The sequence below is a fragment of the Parasutterella muris genome, assembly GCF_943193095.1.
GTDB classification, from domain to species: domain Bacteria; phylum Pseudomonadota; class Gammaproteobacteria; order Burkholderiales; family Burkholderiaceae_F; genus Parasutterella; species Parasutterella muris.
In genome coordinates this window covers 1-18,271 of the sequence record NZ_CALPCV010000028.1, presented here as the reverse complement: position 1 = coordinate 18,271, position 18,271 = coordinate 1, and the positions used below count along the sequence as shown (strand labels likewise).

The window sequence follows — 18,271 nt, the reverse complement described above, 5'->3', positions numbered from 1 at the left end:
AAAATCAGTGTTGATCGTTTAGAAGAAATGGTGCATGCCGATGTAGGCCTGCCAGGCGTTGTAGATATTGCCGTCGTTGGCATATCCGAGGTTCTTCCAGCCTTTGCCGCTTCCCGCATAGCCGATAAAGGGTTTAATAACGGTTCTCTTGGAGAGCGGATATTCGTATGCTGCGCCGACCTGCCAATGGTTGATCTTGTCTTCACCCGCCTTGATGCTTTCGTCCTTGCCGAACATGTAGGCTGCGGCAACTTTAAATCTTCCGCCCGCATACGGGATCAGGGCGCTTAAACCGAATTTATGCGCTTTAACGCCTTCATCCTGTGTGACATAGCGATAAGTGAACATCGGCGTCCAGCTGCCGGTGTTGTATTCAAGGCCGTAGTTCACTGTGTATTTAGCTGTGATCGGCGCTTCTTTTACCTGCACGCCGTTCACCGTCGCATAGGTCGCTTTGTTTTCCGCTTCCAAGATAAGAGAAGACTTGATCGCGCCCGCCTGATACTTGAGGCCTGCGCCCCAGTAATGACGATCATGAGACCATCTGTTGGTATCGCCTGAGATACCGTTGCTGTACATCAGACCGAGTGTCCATCCGGCTATGTTCGGAGACATATAGATGACGGCGTTGTTCACGCGCAGGAAGTTATTCATGCAGTTGTCCCAGCCGATCAGGCCGTAGCCGTTCATGAAAGCATAACCGGTCTGCATGTCATAGCTTCCAAGGCCGGAACCCAGCGTTGCTGCACGACCCATCGCTAAACGTCCGAGCTTTTCATTCTGAATCCAAAGCACGGATTCTCGTCCGAAGGCATTTGCTCCGTACGTATTGTTGGCAATAGAGCCGTCATCGGGATGGAACCCCGCTTCCAGGTTAAAACCAACGCTGGTGCCGGAGCCTAATTCTTCTACGCCTTTAATGCCCCAGCGGGAACCGAGGTCAAACGCGTCTTTAAGCTGCACGGTTGTATCAGCGTGCTTAGGCTTCATAACCATGGCGCCTTCTTCAATAATTCCGTAAAGCGTTACGCTGGAAGCGGCGCTAACTGTGCCTGCCGCGAGAAGAATCGGCAAAGCTAAAAGTTTTTTCATGATGAGAGTTCTCCATGAGATGTTGAGGCTCGCGCAACGTACAATGGATACTGGGAGCAGTCGCGTGCGCGTAGCTCTCTGCGTTGTGTGTAAAAAAAGCTGATTTCAGCCGCGTTAGCCCTGCGCTGATTTCAGCGGCGACGCTCCCTCTTTTAATCAGAATCCGAGAGCGGCCTTCTTCTCATGAGAAATGGCGAGTCGAGTCCGTGTGTGTTCGGCCAGATGTCTCTTGATGTTCTTCATTTTTATAGCCTTAGGTGTGGGATGAAATTTAAGCTTTAATTCCATTCTCTTGAAATTTCGTCTTTCCACCGCCAGCATTTCTGAAAAGAAATTTTCAGTTTCTACAAAATAATTGATAATCAAATAGATATTAGATAAAACCACTTTGTTTCTAAGACATCTTTAAATTGAGTCTCGGATTTTTTCGTCTAAATTGCGCCCCTCGGAAATCGGTCAAGGCATCTGGCATGCCCTTAAAAATCATTGTCTTAGTGGTTTTATCTATATTTATTGAAATTTTGAGACAAATAGGGATTCTTTATAAAATGTGAAGACCTTGCAGTTTTTGAAAACCATCCGGCATCTCTTCGACACCATGCGAAACTTAGAAAACCTTCAGGCTTGGGAAGCCTTTCTGCATACGGCAAAATCGGGCAATATTTCGCAGACAGCGCTTTTAATGGACTTGGATATCGCAAAAGTTTCACGTTTAATTTCCGGCTTGGAAAAAGAACTCGGCTACGCCCTGCTTCAAAAAAACTGCCGTCCCTTTAAACCCACACGCAAGGGCGCACAGCTCGTCAGTGTCGCAACACCGCTCGTGCGCGGATTTCGACAGATGATCGAATTTTCAGAAGGTACCGCTCAAAAGCAGCTCTTCCGAATTTCTTCCCCGATTGAAATCGCGCAGGAGTTTTACAGCGAAAAACTGCTCGCCTACTCGCGCACGCACCCAAGCGTACAGTTTGAAATCATTCCGGAGCACTCTGCCAACGCACTGCTGCGGGGCGAAGCGGATCTTGCCGTAGTCAATCAGTGGCCGACCGACACTACAAATCTCATCATTCGACCCTTTATGCAGACCGCAACGCCGGTACTTTGCACACCGGAATACATCCGCCGTTTTGGGCTGCCGAAATCTCCTTCGGATCTGGTGAGACACACAGGACTTCTTCTTAAAACTGCAAACCGACACAACACGCAGTTTCTGTACAAAGGAGGAGAAGAATCCGGAATCCTGAAATGGAAAACGCTCTTTCTGAGTCACGATCAGCTGACACTGAAGCGTCTTTTACTGAACCATCAGGGAATTACCGTTGATTTGTATTTCGGACACGTTCTGGAAGAAATCAAACGCGGCGATATTGTTCCGATTCTGCCCGGCTGGGAGCGTGAGCCCTGGGTAATGGCAATGGTCACAAGGCAGGATCAGGAACTTCAGAATGCGGAGCTCAAAAATTTCGCGCTGTGGTGGAATAAAAGCGAAGCCTCATCCGCGCTTGAGAGAGTTTTTAACGGCAGAAAAATTATCGATGAAGCCGTCCGACGAATGACGGATGAATTATTGACTTAAAAACAGAAACGACTCCGATTAAGGAGTCGCCTGAACGTTTAACGCTTACTGTTCGTCACCGAACCACTTCTTATAAATGCGGCCGAACTCGCCGTTCTTCTTCAATTCGACAAGCGCACCGTTGATTTGCTTCAGAAGCTCTGCATTGCCTTTGGGAACTGCGATTCCATATTCTTCAGCCTGCATCTTCGGTCCGACCAGTCTGCCGCGGTTTCCGCCCTGAGCGACGTAATAGGCGACAACCGGGAAGTCCTGAATCACGGCGTCAACACCGCCGTTCTGGAATTCCAGGAAAGTTTCCGCGGCGTTCGCAAAAGTGACGACCTTGGCGTTGGGGACCTGTTCGGCGCGGAACATGCCGGTTGTGCCGATCTGAGCGCCAATCTTCTTTCCTTCCAGATCTTTAATCGACTTTGTTGTTGTGTCTGTCGTCGGAACCATGATAATCAGACCGGAGGTGTAGTACGGGTCTGAGAAGTCAACGAATTTTTTACGTTTTTCATTGATTGTCATACCCGCGATCACCGCGTCGACAATGCCTGTGCGCAGCGCGGGAACCGTGGCGTCAAAACCCATGTTTTGAATCACAACTTTATAGCCGAGCTGCTTGCCGATCGCACGGATCAAATCCATGTCAAAACCGGTAAATTCTTTGCCGTCTTCAGCCAGGAATTCAAACGGTGCAAAGCTTGAATCGGTACCGACAAGAAGCACACCGTCTTCAAGTGTCGGCGACTTTGCCTGTACCGCAGAGAAGGATAAAAGCAGCGCCGCAGAAACACAGGCAAGTAAATTTCTTCTAAACATCTAAATCTCCGAATTTGTGGTTAGGTTTTTCCCGATTAAAAATGAGGGCATAAATAAAGTGTAGAAAAAAAAATTAAAAAAAACTCTTTTTCCTCCAACGAATTACTTCATACAAACGGATGAAATCCGAGGCGCCCAAGGCACCCCGGATTTCCACGCCTCAGTTACTCAACCCGCTCTCCGTGAAGGCTAAGGTCAAGACCGATGCGTTCCTCTTCGAGAGAAACTCGAATTCCAATCAGCTTGTCAACGATCTTCAGCAGAACATAAGTTACGATCGCCGCATAAACCATCGTCGCGATAACGCTTTCTGCCTGAATCCAGACCTGCTCAAGCATCGGACGCATGGCCTCTCCGGTAATGCTTTCCGTGGCAAACACTCCGGTGAGAATCGCACCTACAATTCCGCCCACGCCATGCACACCGAAAGCGTCTAATGAGTCATCATAGCCAAGCTTAAATTTGAGCCAGGTTGCACCGAAATAGCACACGAAACCTCCGCAGATGCCGATTAAGAGAGCTGCTATCGGTTCTACAAAGCCTGAGGCCGGAGTAATCGCCACGAGCCCGGCGATTGCACCCGAAATCGCGCCAAGAACGGTGAAGCGGCGATTCTGGACATACTCACAGGCCATCCAAGTAAGCGCCGCAGCCGCCGCGGCAATCTGAGAAACCACAATCGCCATTACCGCTCTTTCATCCGCAGCCAAACCGCTTCCGCCATTAAAGCCGAACCAGCCGATCCAGAGGAAGCAGGCGCCGACTAATGCAATGATGAGGTTGTGCGGCGCCATCGCCTCCCGTCCGTAACCAACACGCTTGCCAAGAACAATACAGGCGACCAGACCCGCGACGCCGGCATTAATATGAACAACCGTGCCGCCCGCATAATCAAGTGCTCCCGCCAAAGCAAGCCAGCCGTCCGGTCCCCATACCCAATGACAGACCGGCACATAGCAAAAGAGCGACCAAAGAACCATGAACAGAAACAGCGCGGAGAATTTCATTCGTTCGGCAAAGGCGCCGCACATCAGCGCAGGCGTCAGAATCGCAAATGTCATCTGAAAAATCATGAACAGCATTTCGGGAATGGAGCCGTGCATCGTTTTAATGCCGATTCCTTTCAGAAATACCTGATCTAAACCGCCGATAAAGAAACTTCCTTCTGTAAATGCAAGTGAGTAACCGGACACATACCAAACAATGGTGCATGCGCAGCAAATCGCAAAACTCTGCATCGCGACCGAAAGTACATTCTTTTTACGGACCATGCCGGCGTAAAAGAGTGCAATGCCCGGGATTGTCATAAATAGCACCAGCGTGGTCGCAACCAGCATCCAGGACACATCCGCGGCATTCATCGCTGTTTCTTCTGCCATTACCGCGGGGCTTGAAAGAAGCATTAGAGAGAAAATCAAGCATTTCATATCGCAGCCTCCCCGGTTTCACTTGTACGGATTCTGATGATTTCTTCAAGCGGCAGAACAAATATTTTTCCGTCGCCGATTTTTCCTGTGTAGGCGGCTTTGGAAATCGCCTCCGAGGCAAGATCCAAAAGGTTATCCGGCACTGCGGCCATAATCTGCATCTTCGGCAGAAAATCCACCACATATTCGGCGCCCCGATACAGTTCCGTGTGTCCTTTCTGACGGCCGAATCCTTTGACCTCCGAGACGGTCATACCGGTAATACCGATATCGGTCAGCGCTTCGCGCACCTCGTCGAGTTTGAACGGCTTAATCACCGCAATGATGAGTTTCATAATTTCTCCTGATGGTTATAGTTTCCCGTAAGGGCTTAACCACTGACATGCATAAACCGTGCCAACTCAGGAAAGACTGAAAATCAGGAGCTTTTTTCTTTCTTAGAAATATTTCTCAACAAATCACACTGAAAAGACGCACCTTCCTGGCGCTCAATGCCGTAAAAAGACCGATCTCAACGTTTTTTTCTCTTCCTTTATGAACCTATTTGGAGCATACTAAGGATAGGGATCTGCCCCGCAGTTCCTAGCCGGAATTGCTTATCTTGTAGGTCCTGCGCAATCAAGCATATTGAGGAGACCGAAAATGAAAATTACCTGCCACATGATCATGTCCGCCGACGGACGTCTCTTATCTAAATATTGGAGCCCCCTTTATAACGACGCTTGTGGCGTCGGCGATGTTTACGAAGCGACCGCTGCCAAGATGCCCGCTGACGGATGGATCGTAGGCCGCAACACGATGGCCGAATATGGTGAGGATCTGATCGAAGAACGCGAACCGATGGAAGGTCCGAAGACCATGCACACCATGACTTTCGTCGGCAAACGCGAAGGCCGCCCGCTCGCAGTCGTTTTTGACGTTCAGGGGCGCCTCCATTACAAATCCCCGACCCTTCCGAGCGGCGAACATATCGTCGCGATTTTGGGCAGCCATGTCACACGCGCTTATCAGAAAGAACTTGAAGACGTAGGCGTCTCTTACATCATGCGCACGCCCGGCACTAAGAAAGAAGAAACCGAAAGTGCTTTAAAACATCTTGAATCCGACTTCAATGCCAAGCATCTCCTCCTTGAAGGCGGCGCCCTTACCTGCGGTACATTCATCGGTATGGGCCTTGTAGACGAACTGAGCCTGATTATTTATCCGGGACTCGACGGAAACAGCGCTCATCCTTCTGTTATCGAATGCCGTACCGAAGAGCCGTCTCCCCTCAAAAACAATCGCCTCGAGCTGATTGATTGTGAAACCGTAGGTTCTGGTTTTGTGTGGCTACGCTATAAGATACACCGCTAAAGCGCGAACTTAACGCTAAAGCCTCCGAAACGGAGGCTTTCCTCTTGTCATGTGGATAAGACCTTGCGGCCGAATCAATTTCGGCCGTTTCTTTTATCCACTTAACCTTCTGAAAGGACCGTCCCTACGCGCGGCTGCCCTGCACCACCAGATATTTAGGATCTAATGCGCCGTTCAGATAATTAATCACGTTGTCAGCGGCCGCAAAATTCATTTCACGCATATTCTCCACGGTCGATGAGGCTGTATGCGGCGTCAGAACCGCAGTCGGACAGTCAATGAGCGGAGAATCCGTACAGGGCTCCTTCGGATAAACATCCACCGCGCAGGAAGATAAATGTCCGGACTTGAGCGAATCAGCCAGGGCGTGTTCATCCACAACCGGACCTCGGGCGATATTGATCAGGCAGGCGCCTTTTTTCATCTTCGCGATTTTCTTCGCATCAAAAAAGTGATACGTTTCATCCGTCAGCGGAACACAGGCCGCGACATAGTCACTTTGTGCAAGCAGCTCGTCGAGCTCAGCATACTCAGCTCCGTAGGTCGGCTCCTGCGGATTGGGATGGCGACAGTAATAAAGCACCTTCATGCCGAAAGGAACCGCGCGTTTAGCGGTTTCAGTACCGATTCCGCCGAACCCGACCAGACCAAGCGTATGGTTTTTTGCACCGGGCTCGAGCTTGCTCTTCCACTGATGCGCGTGCATCAGTGCATTCTGCTGATCAATGCGGCGCGCAAAATACAGGATGTAAGCCATGATCTGCTCGGCAACCGCTCCTTCTACAAACCCTCTGGTGCGCGTGAGTCCAATGCCGTTGGTCTTAAGACCCTCCTGATCAATTGCGTCATAGCCGATACCGTTTCTGGAAATCAGTTTCAGCTTGGGCAGACGAGCAAGCAGAGACGGACGATACGTTTCGGTTCCGGCAATAATGACATCCGCGTCCTTCACGACTTCAAAGAGCGTGTCGTCAGCGACGCCCGCACCGAGCGAAGGCCCGCTGTAGTGGTGTACATCAAACCCTTTATCCTTGAGGTAATTTAAAGCGTCGTCACAAAAGTTGGCGATGGTGATGACAATTTTCATATTGATGTCTCCGAACCGATTAGTCTTCAAGGAGCTCGTCAAGCTCCTGCTTCACTTTGCGAATCTTCTTCGGCATAGCTGAAAGCGGTAGATTTTTCGCTTTCTCCATACTCCCGTATTGGCAGGCTTTTTCGTAAAGCCATGCTTCATAGCGCAGTCGTTTCAGGTTTTGTTTCTGCCGCTTCAGATTTTCTTTGACAGTTTCCGTCACAGTCTGCAGCGTCGCGTTTCGTTCTGAAAGTGTTCTGTCGCCGCATCGCATAAGTTCGGAAAACTGCGAAATCTCTCTGATCGACATGCCGCTTTGTTTAAGGCAGTCCACCAAGAGCAGTGTTCTGCAGTCTTCCACGCCAAATTCGCGAACACCGGATGCTTTGCGCTTCACTTGAGACAGGAGCCCTTCCTTTTCGTAGTAACGAAGTGTAGACGGCGCGATATTAAATTTTTTTGAAAGTTCTCCAATGGAATAGCTCATTTTTTCCTCTGCTCAAGCGCACTTTAACCTTTGCATTGTAGCTAGCTTTTACTTCAATAAATATCCGACGAAACATATATCGAAGAATATTTCCCTTGGGATGTCCCAAATTTCACCCGCCGACCCGTCTTTTGTCAGGTCATACGCATACAATGAAGGCAGTTTTTGGAGGAATACCATGCTTCGTCGTACTTGTCTTTTTGCTTCATCTCTATTGTTAACACCCTTCGCTTTGGCTGAAGAAAAAGTCGGTATTCGTCCGAACAGCGTGCCGTCTCATCCCGAATACGAAGAGTTAAGGGCGGGCACTCAGATTGAACATCTCTACGAGTCCATGCTTGCCAACGGCTTCGGCATCAAAAATCCGGATGCCAAACCCGACGAACCTACTGTCGTTATCGTGTCCGACACACAGTGTCCCTGGTGTTCAAAGCTGTGGCATGCCTCTCTGCCTCTGCAGGGCAAGGTCAATTTTGTTTGGTTCCCGATTCCCGTGCTGAACGATCTGAGCCTTGATCAGGCCGCGCTGATTCTCTCCTCAAAGAAACCTTGGGCAGCTCTTGCCGAACATGAAGAACACTTTAAGGATCCGGACTTCCGCGGCATTAATCCTGCCGGCAAAGAGGTCGACAAGAAGTTCCGCGCTGAAGTATGGTCAAATGCCAAAATCGCACGATGGAGCGGTCTGACAGTTGTGCCGCTCGGCGTCTTCAAAAACAAGGACGGCAAATATCTGCCCATCTTCTCCGGAACGGATACCAAGGGCTTGGAAAAAATTATTTTCGGAAAATAACCGGATTTTTATATTTTGCGAAAAGATCTGAAATTTTGCATGCTTAGCAAAATCAGTTTGTGAATCAGACCTTTCCTGCCGCGGCTGTCGTGACGACAATCATACTGCTTACACTTTCCTAAGGAGCGATGATGAGAATCCTAACAGCCGCAGCGGTTGCCTTTGCCTGCATTCTGCCTTTTTCCGCACAATCTCTGGAATGCTCTGTTAGACCTAAAGTCACAGAGATCAAAGCGCCCGAAAGCTACATGCTTGTCGGCAATTCCTATACCTATTACTCAAGCGGCCTGTCCGGCAACGTTAACGGACTGATCAAGGCCGCCGGCTTAAAGGTCCGCAGAAACCGCATGGTGACCATCGGTGCAGCCGATCTCGGCTGGTTCAATGTCTGGGAACTCGTTCGTCCCTCCGGCATGGCGTCTACCTATGTTGACCACAGCGACGGCGGCAAGATCAAAACCTTTGATTTCCGCAAGGAAAAAGTCTTTGACGCCGTTGTGCTTCAGGACAACAGCACCGGACCGATTAACCCGCAGCGCAAAGACATTTTCGAAAAATATGCCAAGCAGCATTCCTATGATCTGCAGTGCATCGGCATTCAGCCGCTCTTAATGATGACTTGGGCGCGCAAGAACAAGCCGGAAATGACTCAGCAGCTTGCGGATGCTACGACCAAGGTCGGCAACGAGGCTAACGCCATGGTCATCCCGGTTGGCCTGGCTTTTGCCGAAGCGATTAAACAGGATCCGAAACTGGAACTCTACCGCGCGGATAAAACTCATCCGTCTCCGGAAGGTACCTACCTTGAAGCCTGCGTCGTCTTTGCTTCTATGTACCACCGCTCTCCGGTCGGGCTGAATTTCTTCGGCATCGAAAAAGTCGATGAAAAAACGGCAAGATTTCTCCAGAACGTGGCTTGGGACACGGTTTGTGAGTACTTCGGCTGGCAAAAGTAACACTTAATCCGATACAGCCGATTAAGCCGCACTTATCCTCCAGAGTGCGGCTTTTTTTCATGTCTTCTGCTCAGCAGCTCAGTCAGTCTACTCAGCAATAATCCTATCTGATTATTTTCCGACGCCAATCCGCTCAGCAGGGCTGCAGCGGATGCGCTTTTCAGTCTCAAAAAAGAAACACCCTCCCTCTCATGAGAGGAACACAAAGTAAATGACACCCGCCTCGCGATATTCGTTTTTTCTCAAAAATTTTCTTCTAATTCCTTCTGTAACTATTGCTTTTTCAACAGTATGCATATGGATTAATCTCCGCACGGTAATTAAAATCATTACCATTCCCAACACATTCTCAAAGAGGAGAAACAATGAAAAAGGTAATCCTGGCTGCTGCCGTATCTGCTGTTTTCACTGTACCCGCCGTCGCCGCTGAAAACGCGGACGTTGTCGTTGTCGGTGCAGGCGGCGCAGGTCTTTCTGCCGCTGTAACTGCTCATGATCTGGGCAAAAAAGTCATCGTTCTTGAAAAAATGGCTTTTGTCGGCGGCAACACAAACCGCGCAGCCGGCGGTCTGAACGCTGCTGAAACCAAACCGCAGGAAAAGGCCGGAATCAAAGACTCCATCGAGACACACTTCAACGACACAATGAAGGGCGGCAAGTACCTGAACAATCCGGATCTCGTACACGTCCTCACAGACAACGCCAGATACTCTGTTGACTTCATCAACAGCCTGAAAGAAGGCGATCTGACTGACGTCGGCATGCTCGCCGGCGCCACCAACAAACGCGCTCACCGTCCCGCGGGCGGCGGCTTCGTAGGTGCCAACGTTGTTAAGGCTCTTGCTACTGCCGCTAAGGACAAAGGCATTGACGTCAGAACCAACGCCAAAGTTGAAAAACTTATCGTTAAGAACGGCAAGGTTGTCGGTCTTCAGTACAAAGGCAAGAACGGCGTTAAGACCATCAACGCTAAGGCCGTCGTTATCGCTGCGGGCGGTTTCGGCGCCAATCAGGATCTGCTGACAAAGATCAATCCCAAGCTCAAGGGCTTTGGTACAACCAACCATCCGGGCGCTACCGGTGACGGTATCACTCTTGGTGAAAAGGCCGGTGCCGACACAGTCGACATGTCCCAGATCCAGACTCACCCGACCGTAGTTCCCAACAACGGCGAAATGATCACTGAAGCGGTTCGCGGCAACGGCGCCATCCTCGTCAACCAGGACGGCAAGCGCTTCATCAACGAACTGCAGACTCGTGACGTTGTTTCCGCTGCTGAGCTCAAACAGCCCGGCAAAGTCGGCTACCTCGTTTTCGATACAGCCACTCGCAAGAGCCTGAAAGCGATCGAAACATACATCAAGAAGGGCCTCGTTACAGAAGGCGCCACACTTGACGAACTCGCCGACAAGCTCAAGATCAACGCTGCCAACCTGAAGGCCACAATGGAACAGTATGCTAAGTTCCAGGCTGACAAGAAAGACGCTGAATTCGGCCGCGCCGACATGCCGCGTCCTCTGACAGAAGGTCCTTGGTTCGCTGTTCAGGTGACTCCTGCTGTCCACCACACAATGGGCGGTCTGAGAATCAACACCGAAGCTCAGGTTCTCGATAAGAAGGGCAACGTTATCCCGGGTCTCTTCGCTGCCGGTGAAGTTACAGGTGGTGTTCACGGTGCCAACCGTCTCGGCGGCAACGCTATGGCCGACATCGTTACATTCGGTCGTATCGCCGGACGCAACGCTGCTGAACAGCCGACAGGCGTGATCGTTCCGCGCGGACAGAAACCGGAAAACGCAGAAAAAGCTGCTGTTGAAGGTAAATAATCCTCGCTAAAGCGTAAGCTTGATGCCCGCCCGACGGCGGGCATTTTTTATGCGAAAAGAGGCCGCAGATGCGCTGTTAATGAAGGAGCTCTCTCCTGCATCTCGCGGCCGTATTTCTGCTTCCAGCGCTCCGCATAGAGCGCCTTAATGTCATTGGCAAGAGATCGAAACATCGGACTGCGGGCACCGATACCCAGACGTTTAACCTCATGAACGCCTTCAACCGGAAAGGAATTCAATCGATCAAAACACTCGCGCACGCTCCACAGACTCATCGGCGGAACAATCGTCCAGCCTAAGCCGTTCGATACAGCGCTCGCCAAAGCGCGGCTATTCTCGAGCTGATAACTGACTGAGGACGGCATAGATAAGAGCCTCAGGATCTTCTGCGTTTTTCTCCTGTCATACGAATCTTCTTCGTAGGAAAGGAACGGAATCGCTGTTCGTTTAGAAGCAAATTCAATCGAAAAGAGTTTGGGCAAGAGGATGCAGAAAGTGCTGCTTCAAGTCTTTAAGAATCCGCTCATCATTGCGACGCTTTTGGGGCTCTTATTCAATGTCTTCGTCTTCCTGTTTTTCTGACTGCGTCGCTTAAAAGCCTGGGAAACGCCTCTCTTGCGGCAGGGCTTCTCTGCATCGGCGCTTCTTTAACGCTCCGTGATCTGAAAGCGAAGTTCGCTTTGATTTCCGCATGCACCGTACAAAGACTTCTGATCGTGCCGCTTATCGCCTGGACAGCGGCTCTTGTGTTCGGACTGGATAAATTGTCTTTGGGCGCTCTGGTTCTTTTTGCCGCACTCCCGACGGCTCAGTCCTGTTATGTGATGACCACCTCGATGGGCGGCGATGCGCCCGCTGTCGCCAATGTCACCACAATGCAGACACTCTCGGCGATGCTGACGCTTCCGATTTAGACCTCCTATGCTCTTCTGCCGGCCTCCGGTCTGATTCAATAGGAAGAAGCCGCATAGCCGCCTCAAGTTAAAAATCGAGACGTTTATTCTTCTTCCGTCCAGACGATCTTTGCCAAATTAAAGGCGGCCCAAGCTTTAGGCCTCCCGGCATAAAAGGCCGCATGCGTCAGAATCTCCGCGATTTCCTTTTGCGTGATGCCGTTCTCTTTCGCGGTTTTTAAGTGATACACGAGCGAATTATCCGTAATTCCCTGAGCAATAAGACAAACGATCGTCACAAGGCTTCTGTCGCGCAGTGACAGCAAATCATTGCGGCTCCAAACTTCACCGAAAAGAATATCGCCATTCAGGTGCGCAAATTCCGGCGCAAATGAACCGAGTGCTTGACGACCTGCTGTTTGAACAATCTTTTTTCCTGCCATGATTCCCTCTGTTTGTGTCATAGACCGTCTACTTTGCCGCTTCATCGTAATGAATACGCTTGAGCCAATCGGCGAGCATTGAGCCGGCCGAGGAGGACTGAGACGAACGAATCCAAAGACTGGGAGAATAGAAGTCACCGCCCGGGATCAGGCGCTTTGCGTCACGCTCTACACCGCTGATGCCGCTGCTTGCGCTGGTAACAATGAGGCCGATTTTCTTGCCCGACATATCTTTTCCGTTCTCAAAAAGAAACGTCTGCATGGGAGCCGCCATATTGCTCCACCAGAGCGGTGTCGCGATAATCACGGTGCTGTACTGAGACCAGTCGACCTTAACCGGATCAATCTTCGGATATGAAGCCGCAGTGTCAGGCTTTTTACGAATCGCCCCGACAAGGTCACTGCCGATCGAGTAGTAGTTCGCGGCGTAATCAATGCCTTTTTGCGCCAGTTCAATCTTGATCTGATCCGCCTTAATTTCTTTAACCAGCGCTGCGGCGATGCGATCTGCATTACCGGTAAAGCTGTAACTGACAACTAATGTTTTCGCGCAGACGGCTGTCATGCCAAGTCCTAAGGCGCAAGCTGCAACGGTTTTCCACATAGTGCTCTCCTTTTAATAAGATTATTTCTAAAAATTTAGAGTTCGATGAGACGGTAACGTCGATTGCCGCCACCGATTTTTTCCAGGTCTTCTAGCTGCTGAAAGCCTCGGTCAATCTTGATGCGCGGTGAATAAGCGTCATACTGTTGCGGCGTTAAAGCGTAAATAAGGTCCGTTGCAGCCTGATCCACCGCCAAGGGATCAAGCGAACCGACGATGCCTAGATTGCCCTGACGCACCTTGGCCCCTTGCAGCTGCCCAACCCGGATACCGGAAACCACATTGATGAAGAGAAGACGGCTTCCCATCGCATCATGTATGCCTTTGGTCGCATCGGCTAAGCGGCGAAAGAAGCCTGCGTCCCGATGTACGCCTTCTCCATGCACTTGGGTTTTGCCAACCCCGCTTGCCAAACCGATCCCCACGTTCTTGCAGGCGCCTGAAAAACCAGCAAAACTCGGAATCCTAAAGTTGGCCGTTACCGCAACAATGCCGTATTCATTAAGCAGTGCGGTGGGAACAGATATCTTTCGAAGCTCTTGACCGCCGGTGATTGTTACTTCCGTAAACTCATGATCTCTGTCTAGGATATCGAGCTTGTTTCGATCCACACCCTGAGAAGTAATCGCTTTGTAATTACCTTCTGTATTGCCGCGGCCCGCAGGATAAATAGACGCATAGTTGCACTCGACAAATCGACTGTTGGGAATATGCGCCTGAAGTGCCTCCCAAAGCGTTCGATTTGTATCCACATCGTCCCCATGCAATTTAATTCCGGTCCGCTTCCCAGGCACTTCAATCCCCGAATCTTCCCGTAGACGGTCATACATCCGAATAAAATTCTCCGGCGTAATGTCTTTTAGAAAGTAAACCCGTGCTTCTGAAATATCAGAAGATGCTGCTTGAGTTTGAGCCAAAGTCTGTTTGAGTGCTGCAGAAAGGGCTAAGACGGAAAGAAGAGCTGCTCTTCTCGAAAGAACCGGCATTTTATTTACTCCTCACAGCTCTGATTTCAATCGTCCTATTCGAACTAGACTTGATAATTTCCAGCGCCTGATCGCTGAGTTTGCCAAGAGGAACCAGATCGTTTGACGGACGCCAACCCTTGACAAACACCGCAAGATTCCCCCAAGGGATGTAATAGGTCAAATCTCCTTCTGAAGGAGCACACGACGTAGGTGATGAGCCCAACTTAAGTTTTTGAGGCAGATAGGCGATTCTTTCTGCAGAACCGAAATCCTCGAACTTAAGCTTCAGCGGCATCTGCTCCAAAAGAGAGCGGGCTGCATCATTTACATTGAGTTCTATTGTGCCAACCTTTTCTCCCAGCTGAACTTCTATCGTTTGGGCTGAGAGTACGCCGCAAGCCATAAGGCCGATTGCTGCGGCTGATGCTTTCAGTTTCATCTCGCTCTCCTGATCTATCGCTCCATAATTGCCTTAACTTTGTCTGCCGCACCGAGCCCAAGCAAACGGTGCTGCTCTTCTGACATGTGTACTCGGTCCATCTGAGCGGGTACTCCTGTGACAAAGTCTCCGGCATTCAAATATTCCGCTCCGATTTCTGCGGCTTTCCTGCGCAAGGCTTCGGGCAATGCTTTCGTAATCGCGTCGGCGCCCTTAAAAAACTCTCCGTAGGCGGTATCGTCCGGCTGATAGATCGGTGCAATGAGAAGCACCTTAGGACTCGGGTACGGTGTGTTTCCGCCCCACCCGTCCCCGCGAATCAGCTCTGTCATACGACCTAAATCGTCTGCGAGCTGATCGGCTGTCGTCTTGAACGCTGCCTTCGCATCGTTTGTACCCAGCATGACGATGACCAGATCCAGCGGAAGATTCTCTGACAGAACTGCCGGCAGGGACGTCATACCGTTAAAGAGCGGACCGGGAATCCGGCTTCCGGTTCCAATTCCGGTCCGTTGGTCCCGACAAATTGTCCGTCCGCCGAGCGCATTCACTTCAACTTCATAGCCGGCGCCGAGTTTATCGGCCATTACTCGAACCCAGGTCTTCTCAACCGGAAGACGGGTTACGCCGACTTTAGGGTCATAAATCCATCCGAAAGTGTTCGAGTCTCCGTAAACAAGGATGCGTTTAGGACGGACTGACTCCGCTGATACTGCCGGCATCGCGGCGCAAAGCGCTGCAAGTCAGGAAAACTGCAGAAAGGATCTTCTATTAATTGTCATCTTCTTCTCCAAGAGACTTTCATCTTAGAAAAGAGGCCGTCCAAAATCCAATACTATTTCTTCATCGGAAACCATAAAATTTAGGCATAAATCAACCTAATCCTTACAAATATTCATACCTCTGCCGGCTGCAAAAATCGAGAGTTAAAGCTGAGTTGAAGACGAAAACTCACAGGCAGCAAAGACTGAATCCCGCCGCGCAGCAAAAAGAAAACCTCCCGGATTGTTTGATCTTTTCGTCGAATCCGGGAGGCGGTGTTTTCCGATTTGCTTCAGATTAAATTATGAAGAAGGCTGAATATCCTTTACCAGCAGGAGATAAGCCGCGCAAAGCATTGTCACGGCAGACACAATCCAAAAACCGGTTGTAAATTCACCCAGATGGTGCCCAAGGAAGCCAAACGCCATCGGGACAAAGATCGCACCGACGAACGAGAAGAAGTCCACTCCGCCGGTCGCTTCGGCAACCTTGCCATGCGGTGCCGCTGCGGCGATCTGCGCAAAGAACACGCCGCTCCAGCCCAGCGAGTTAATGCCTAAAAGGAAACTGACGATTAGAACAACAAATTTGGGCCAGTCTGCCTGGGTAAAACTCAGCACAACCGTAAAGATGCCCATGAGAATTCCGCAAATCGCAAGCACAACTCTCGAGGAATGGATCTTATCGGCCAAAGCGCCCCAAAAAATTCTTCCGAATATTGCCCCAAAATTGCTCACAGCCAGCGCCAAACCGGCGAACACCAAAGAAAACTTCATGTCCGTCAGAAATACAACCATATACGCAAGGACCGACATCTGCAGTCCCTTGTAGATAATGCTCAGTACTGAGAGTCTGCGCAGCAGCGGATTATCAAGCACCAATTTCAGACTGTCGGCCAAGTGCGTGAGCGATATCGGTTCATCTTTGAACTGGAATGAACTGTCCTGATCTTTTTTAATCCACTGGCTCCACAAAGCCGTCAGCACGCACAGCACCGCGACGAAGGATAAACCGACGCGCCAGCCGAAATGAGTCGTGAGAAAGGGAATCACTAGACCGGAAGCGGCCATGCCGACCGGCCCGGCACACTGCTTCAGAGAAAAGATAATGTTGTATCTGCCTTTCTCGACCTGACGACTCAGCATTGTATTGATAGCCGGCATCAGAGGTCCCTTGGCTAAACCAAGAAGAAAGGCGGAAAAGATAACGATAGATTCCAGCGGCGCCATACACAGGATAACGGCGGCCGCAGCAAAGGCAAGCGCAAATTCAGTGATGTGCGCCGGGCCGTATCGGCGAATAAAATTTCCGCCGACAAGAGAAGAGATACAGGCGCCCACATACATGAAGCCGATGTAAAGACCCGAAAATGTACTGTTGGCCTGAAGCGAGCGAGCAATCTCCGGCGCAATACTCGCCACCGCAGTCCCCATCAGAGAGGAGACAAACTGGATGCCCATTGCCGCAAGGAAAGCTTCTACACCCAGTTGAGTTAGTCCGAACATATTGATTCCTTTTTTCCTTAACTATAGGAAACCAATAAGCTGAACACTCCTCAAAGGGGTTCAATTCAGGCAGAAGCAGAGGGTTTTGGGCACCCGTTCAGAAGAGGACCTGAGTTTCCTTATTTCTTCTCTTCAGAGTCTTTGAGAACCTTACGGCTCAGCACCTTCATGTTCTTATCAAGCTCATAAACAATCGGCTTGCTGTTGCCGATCTCAAGTTTCTGCAGAGCCTTTTCGTCAAGATTCGGTTCGATCCAGCTGGAGAGCGCACGAAGGTTTGTGCTGTGACCCACCACAAGAACCGTCTTTCCGGATTTGATCGCAGGATAAAGCTGATCCGCCCAATAAGGTCCTACACGCGCAATCACGTCTTTAAGACTTTCACCGGCAGGAATGACACGCGGATCTAAGTCGGAGTAACGAGGATCTTTCACCGGAGAGCGAGGATCCTCAACAGACAATGCGGGCGGCGGAACATCAAAGCTTCTTCGCCAGACCTTGACCTGATCATCACCGAATTCCTTGGCGACATCTGCGCGCTTCTTGCCTTCGAGATCGCCATAGCAGCGCTCATTCAAGCGCCAATATTTGCTCATCGGGAGCCATTCTGCAGACATTCCTTTCTGTGCAAGCTGGGCTGTTTCGATCGCGCGTTTCAGCTTGGAAGTATGAACCTCATCAATGGCGACACCTTCTTTCTTGAGAAGTTCTCCGGCTTTCAGCGCTCCGGCGCGTCCTTTGTCCGTAAGATCAATGTCAGACCATCCGGTAAAACGCTTTTCAAGATTCCATTGGCTTTCGCCGTGGCGCAGAAGAATCAGCTTGTACGCCGCCTCTTCGGCCTGAACAGCATAGGAAAAAGTAAGACACGAAAAACCAACTGCTGCGCCGATAACTGCAGAAATGAGCTTAACTTTCATTATTTTCTCCGAAGTTTGAGGATTGGGTTCAGTCCATTCTAAGACCCGGAGGACAGAAAAGCGATAGAGTTTGCTTGCGGCCTTTTGCAACCTAAGAAAAATGCAGAGGAAACGATAGGGAATTAATTTGAAATTTATCCCGGCGCCAAAATTCTCATTGTGTCCTGAATTCCCAAAATTCTAGGAGCTATTTTTACAAATAGTCTCATCTTCAATTTAACTAATTGATTTTATACCCCTTTTGAGCAATGCATGGATGGACTTCTTCAACTTCATAGGCGATAATTATAACCTATGAAAGAAACCAATCACCCTACAAATATGGATAGCAAAACTCAGGAACAG

At 50.1% G+C, this 18,271-nt stretch carries 20 protein-coding genes; 6 read left to right on the top strand and 14 right to left on the bottom strand.

Annotated elements, in window-relative coordinates:
- Positions 1-18: 18 nt before the first annotated feature.
- Entirely contained in the window at positions 19-1,092 is a 1,074-nt protein-coding gene (locus NFR90_RS09650; RefSeq protein WP_308645418.1) for a porin, read from the bottom strand.
- 598 nt (positions 1,093-1,690) lie between these two features.
- Here NFR90_RS09650 and NFR90_RS09645 point away from each other — a divergent pair.
- Positions 1,691-2,668, top strand: a complete 978-nt coding sequence (locus tag NFR90_RS09645) for a LysR family transcriptional regulator (RefSeq protein WP_160335583.1) — start codon at positions 1,691-1,693, stop codon at positions 2,666-2,668.
- Positions 2,669-2,713: 45 nt separating this feature from the next.
- On the opposite strand, the gene NFR90_RS09640 is transcribed toward NFR90_RS09645, so the two are convergent.
- The 3 genes from NFR90_RS09640 to NFR90_RS09630 all read right to left on the bottom strand — a co-directional run bounded on the left by NFR90_RS09640 (position 2,714) and on the right by NFR90_RS09630 (position 5,237).
- Positions 2,714-3,475 (bottom strand): basic amino acid ABC transporter substrate-binding protein, encoded by a 762-nt coding sequence (locus tag NFR90_RS09640; protein WP_251452582.1) that lies wholly within the window; start codon positions 3,473-3,475, stop codon positions 2,714-2,716.
- A 164-nt stretch (positions 3,476-3,639) separates the two neighbouring features.
- A complete protein-coding gene (locus NFR90_RS09635; protein WP_277612811.1) occupies positions 3,640-4,902 on the bottom strand; it encodes an ammonium transporter in 1,263 nt (420 codons plus the stop codon).
- A complete protein-coding gene (locus NFR90_RS09630) occupies positions 4,899-5,237 on the bottom strand; it encodes a P-II family nitrogen regulator (protein WP_160335580.1) in 339 nt (112 codons plus the stop codon). Before NFR90_RS09630 ends, NFR90_RS09635 begins: the two co-directional genes overlap by 4 nt.
- 307 nt (positions 5,238-5,544) lie before the next feature.
- Between NFR90_RS09630 and NFR90_RS09625 the strand changes: the two genes are divergently transcribed.
- Positions 5,545-6,255, top strand: coding sequence for a dihydrofolate reductase family protein (locus tag NFR90_RS09625; RefSeq protein WP_251452579.1), 711 nt, complete (start codon positions 5,545-5,547; stop codon positions 6,253-6,255).
- A 124-nt stretch (positions 6,256-6,379) separates the two neighbouring features.
- Here NFR90_RS09625 and NFR90_RS09620 read toward each other — a convergent pair whose 3' ends face one another.
- Positions 6,380-7,342 carry an NAD(P)-dependent oxidoreductase gene (locus NFR90_RS09620; protein WP_251452576.1) on the bottom strand — a complete coding sequence of 321 codons (963 nt, stop codon included), beginning with the start codon at positions 7,340-7,342 and terminating at the stop codon, positions 6,380-6,382.
- Between the two features lie 19 nt (positions 7,343-7,361).
- Positions 7,362-7,817: a MerR family transcriptional regulator gene (locus NFR90_RS09615; RefSeq protein WP_251452573.1), complete on the bottom strand. Its 456-nt coding sequence runs from the start codon at positions 7,815-7,817 to the stop codon at positions 7,362-7,364.
- A 178-nt stretch (positions 7,818-7,995) separates the two neighbouring features.
- Between NFR90_RS09615 and NFR90_RS09610 the strand changes: the two genes are divergently transcribed.
- From NFR90_RS09610 to NFR90_RS09600, 3 genes are all read left to right on the top strand, one after another.
- Positions 7,996-8,610 (top strand): hypothetical protein, encoded by a 615-nt coding sequence (locus tag NFR90_RS09610; protein WP_251452570.1) that lies wholly within the window; start codon positions 7,996-7,998, stop codon positions 8,608-8,610.
- Between the two features lie 131 nt (positions 8,611-8,741).
- Positions 8,742-9,566: an SGNH/GDSL hydrolase family protein gene (locus tag NFR90_RS09605; protein ID WP_251452567.1), complete on the top strand. Its 825-nt coding sequence runs from the start codon at positions 8,742-8,744 to the stop codon at positions 9,564-9,566.
- A 365-nt stretch (positions 9,567-9,931) separates the two neighbouring features.
- Positions 9,932-11,392: an FAD-dependent oxidoreductase gene (locus NFR90_RS09600; RefSeq protein WP_251452564.1), complete on the top strand. Its 1,461-nt coding sequence runs from the start codon at positions 9,932-9,934 to the stop codon at positions 11,390-11,392.
- Positions 11,393-11,439: 47 nt separating this feature from the next.
- Here the strand turns inward: NFR90_RS09600 and NFR90_RS09595 are convergent, their stop codons facing one another.
- The gene (locus NFR90_RS09595) at positions 11,440-11,874 is read right to left on the bottom strand and encodes a type 2 periplasmic-binding domain-containing protein (protein ID WP_251452561.1); all 435 of its coding nucleotides are present in this window, start codon (positions 11,872-11,874) and stop codon (positions 11,440-11,442) included.
- Positions 11,875-11,943: 69 nt separating this feature from the next.
- Between NFR90_RS09595 and NFR90_RS09590 the strand changes: the two genes are divergently transcribed.
- The gene (locus NFR90_RS09590; RefSeq protein WP_308645419.1) at positions 11,944-12,306 is read left to right on the top strand and encodes an AEC family transporter; all 363 of its coding nucleotides are present in this window, start codon (positions 11,944-11,946) and stop codon (positions 12,304-12,306) included.
- 83 nt (positions 12,307-12,389) lie between these two features.
- Here the strand turns inward: NFR90_RS09590 and NFR90_RS09585 are convergent, their stop codons facing one another.
- The 7 genes from NFR90_RS09585 to NFR90_RS09555 all read right to left on the bottom strand — a co-directional run bounded on the left by NFR90_RS09585 (position 12,390) and on the right by NFR90_RS09555 (position 17,926).
- Positions 12,390-12,749 (bottom strand): carboxymuconolactone decarboxylase family protein, encoded by a 360-nt coding sequence (locus NFR90_RS09585; RefSeq protein ID WP_251452558.1) that lies wholly within the window; start codon positions 12,747-12,749, stop codon positions 12,390-12,392.
- 7 nt (positions 12,750-12,756) lie between these two features.
- On the bottom strand, positions 12,757-13,332 hold the full coding sequence (locus tag NFR90_RS09580; RefSeq protein WP_251452555.1) for a flavodoxin family protein: 576 nt from the start codon (positions 13,330-13,332) through the stop codon (positions 12,757-12,759).
- Between the two features lie 35 nt (positions 13,333-13,367).
- Positions 13,368-14,318: a DUF362 domain-containing protein gene (locus NFR90_RS09575; protein WP_251452554.1), complete on the bottom strand. Its 951-nt coding sequence runs from the start codon at positions 14,316-14,318 to the stop codon at positions 13,368-13,370.
- A gap of 1 nt (position 14,319) precedes the next feature.
- Positions 14,320-14,739, bottom strand: coding sequence for a cyclophilin-like fold protein (locus tag NFR90_RS09570; RefSeq protein ID WP_251452552.1), 420 nt, complete (start codon positions 14,737-14,739; stop codon positions 14,320-14,322).
- Between the two features lie 14 nt (positions 14,740-14,753).
- Positions 14,754-15,461 (bottom strand): GDSL-type esterase/lipase family protein, encoded by a 708-nt coding sequence (locus NFR90_RS09565; protein WP_251452551.1) that lies wholly within the window; start codon positions 15,459-15,461, stop codon positions 14,754-14,756.
- Positions 15,462-15,803: 342 nt separating this feature from the next.
- Complete coding sequence (locus tag NFR90_RS09560) at positions 15,804-17,006, bottom strand: MFS transporter (RefSeq protein WP_251452549.1); 1,203 nt, start codon at positions 17,004-17,006, stop codon at positions 15,804-15,806.
- A gap of 119 nt (positions 17,007-17,125) precedes the next feature.
- Entirely contained in the window at positions 17,126-17,926 is an 801-nt protein-coding gene (locus NFR90_RS09555) for a 2,3-bisphosphoglycerate-dependent phosphoglycerate mutase (RefSeq protein ID WP_251452547.1), read from the bottom strand.
- Between the last annotated feature and the right edge of the window lie 345 nt (positions 17,927-18,271).

Excerpts from the sequence above, each read along its gene's own strand:
- NFR90_RS09565 (WP_251452551.1), bottom strand. The coding sequence starts at position 15,461 with ATGCCGGCAGTATCAGCGGAGTCAGTCCGTCCTAAACGCATCCTTGTT.
- NFR90_RS09625 (WP_251452579.1), top strand. The coding sequence starts at position 5,545 with ATGAAAATTACCTGCCACATGATCATGTCCGCCGACGGACGTCTCTTA.
- NFR90_RS09575 (WP_251452554.1), bottom strand. The coding sequence starts at position 14,318 with ATGCCGGTTCTTTCGAGAAGAGCAGCTCTTCTTTCCGTCTTAGCCCTT.
- NFR90_RS09570 (WP_251452552.1), bottom strand. The coding sequence starts at position 14,739 with ATGAAACTGAAAGCATCAGCCGCAGCAATCGGCCTTATGGCTTGCGGC.
- NFR90_RS09620 (WP_251452576.1), bottom strand. The coding sequence starts at position 7,342 with ATGAAAATTGTCATCACCATCGCCAACTTTTGTGACGACGCTTTAAAT.
- NFR90_RS09630 (WP_160335580.1), bottom strand. The coding sequence starts at position 5,237 with ATGAAACTCATCATTGCGGTGATTAAGCCGTTCAAACTCGACGAGGTG.
- NFR90_RS09645 (WP_160335583.1), top strand. The coding sequence starts at position 1,691 with ATGCGAAACTTAGAAAACCTTCAGGCTTGGGAAGCCTTTCTGCATACG.
- NFR90_RS09580 (WP_251452555.1), bottom strand. The coding sequence starts at position 13,332 with ATGTGGAAAACCGTTGCAGCTTGCGCCTTAGGACTTGGCATGACAGCC.
- NFR90_RS09610 (WP_251452570.1), top strand. The coding sequence starts at position 7,996 with ATGCTTCGTCGTACTTGTCTTTTTGCTTCATCTCTATTGTTAACACCC.
- NFR90_RS09615 (WP_251452573.1), bottom strand. The coding sequence starts at position 7,817 with ATGAGCTATTCCATTGGAGAACTTTCAAAAAAATTTAATATCGCGCCG.
- NFR90_RS09560 (WP_251452549.1), bottom strand. The coding sequence starts at position 17,006 with ATGTTCGGACTAACTCAACTGGGTGTAGAAGCTTTCCTTGCGGCAATG.
- NFR90_RS09650 (WP_308645418.1), bottom strand. The coding sequence starts at position 1,092 with ATGAAAAAACTTTTAGCTTTGCCGATTCTTCTCGCGGCAGGCACAGTT.
- NFR90_RS09585 (WP_251452558.1), bottom strand. The coding sequence starts at position 12,749 with ATGACACAAACAGAGGGAATCATGGCAGGAAAAAAGATTGTTCAAACA.
- NFR90_RS09635 (WP_277612811.1), bottom strand. The coding sequence starts at position 4,902 with ATGAAATGCTTGATTTTCTCTCTAATGCTTCTTTCAAGCCCCGCGGTA.
- NFR90_RS09605 (WP_251452567.1), top strand. The coding sequence starts at position 8,742 with ATGAGAATCCTAACAGCCGCAGCGGTTGCCTTTGCCTGCATTCTGCCT.
- NFR90_RS09600 (WP_251452564.1), top strand. The coding sequence starts at position 9,932 with ATGAAAAAGGTAATCCTGGCTGCTGCCGTATCTGCTGTTTTCACTGTA.
- NFR90_RS09555 (WP_251452547.1), bottom strand. The coding sequence starts at position 17,926 with ATGAAAGTTAAGCTCATTTCTGCAGTTATCGGCGCAGCAGTTGGTTTT.
- NFR90_RS09640 (WP_251452582.1), bottom strand. The coding sequence starts at position 3,475 with ATGTTTAGAAGAAATTTACTTGCCTGTGTTTCTGCGGCGCTGCTTTTA.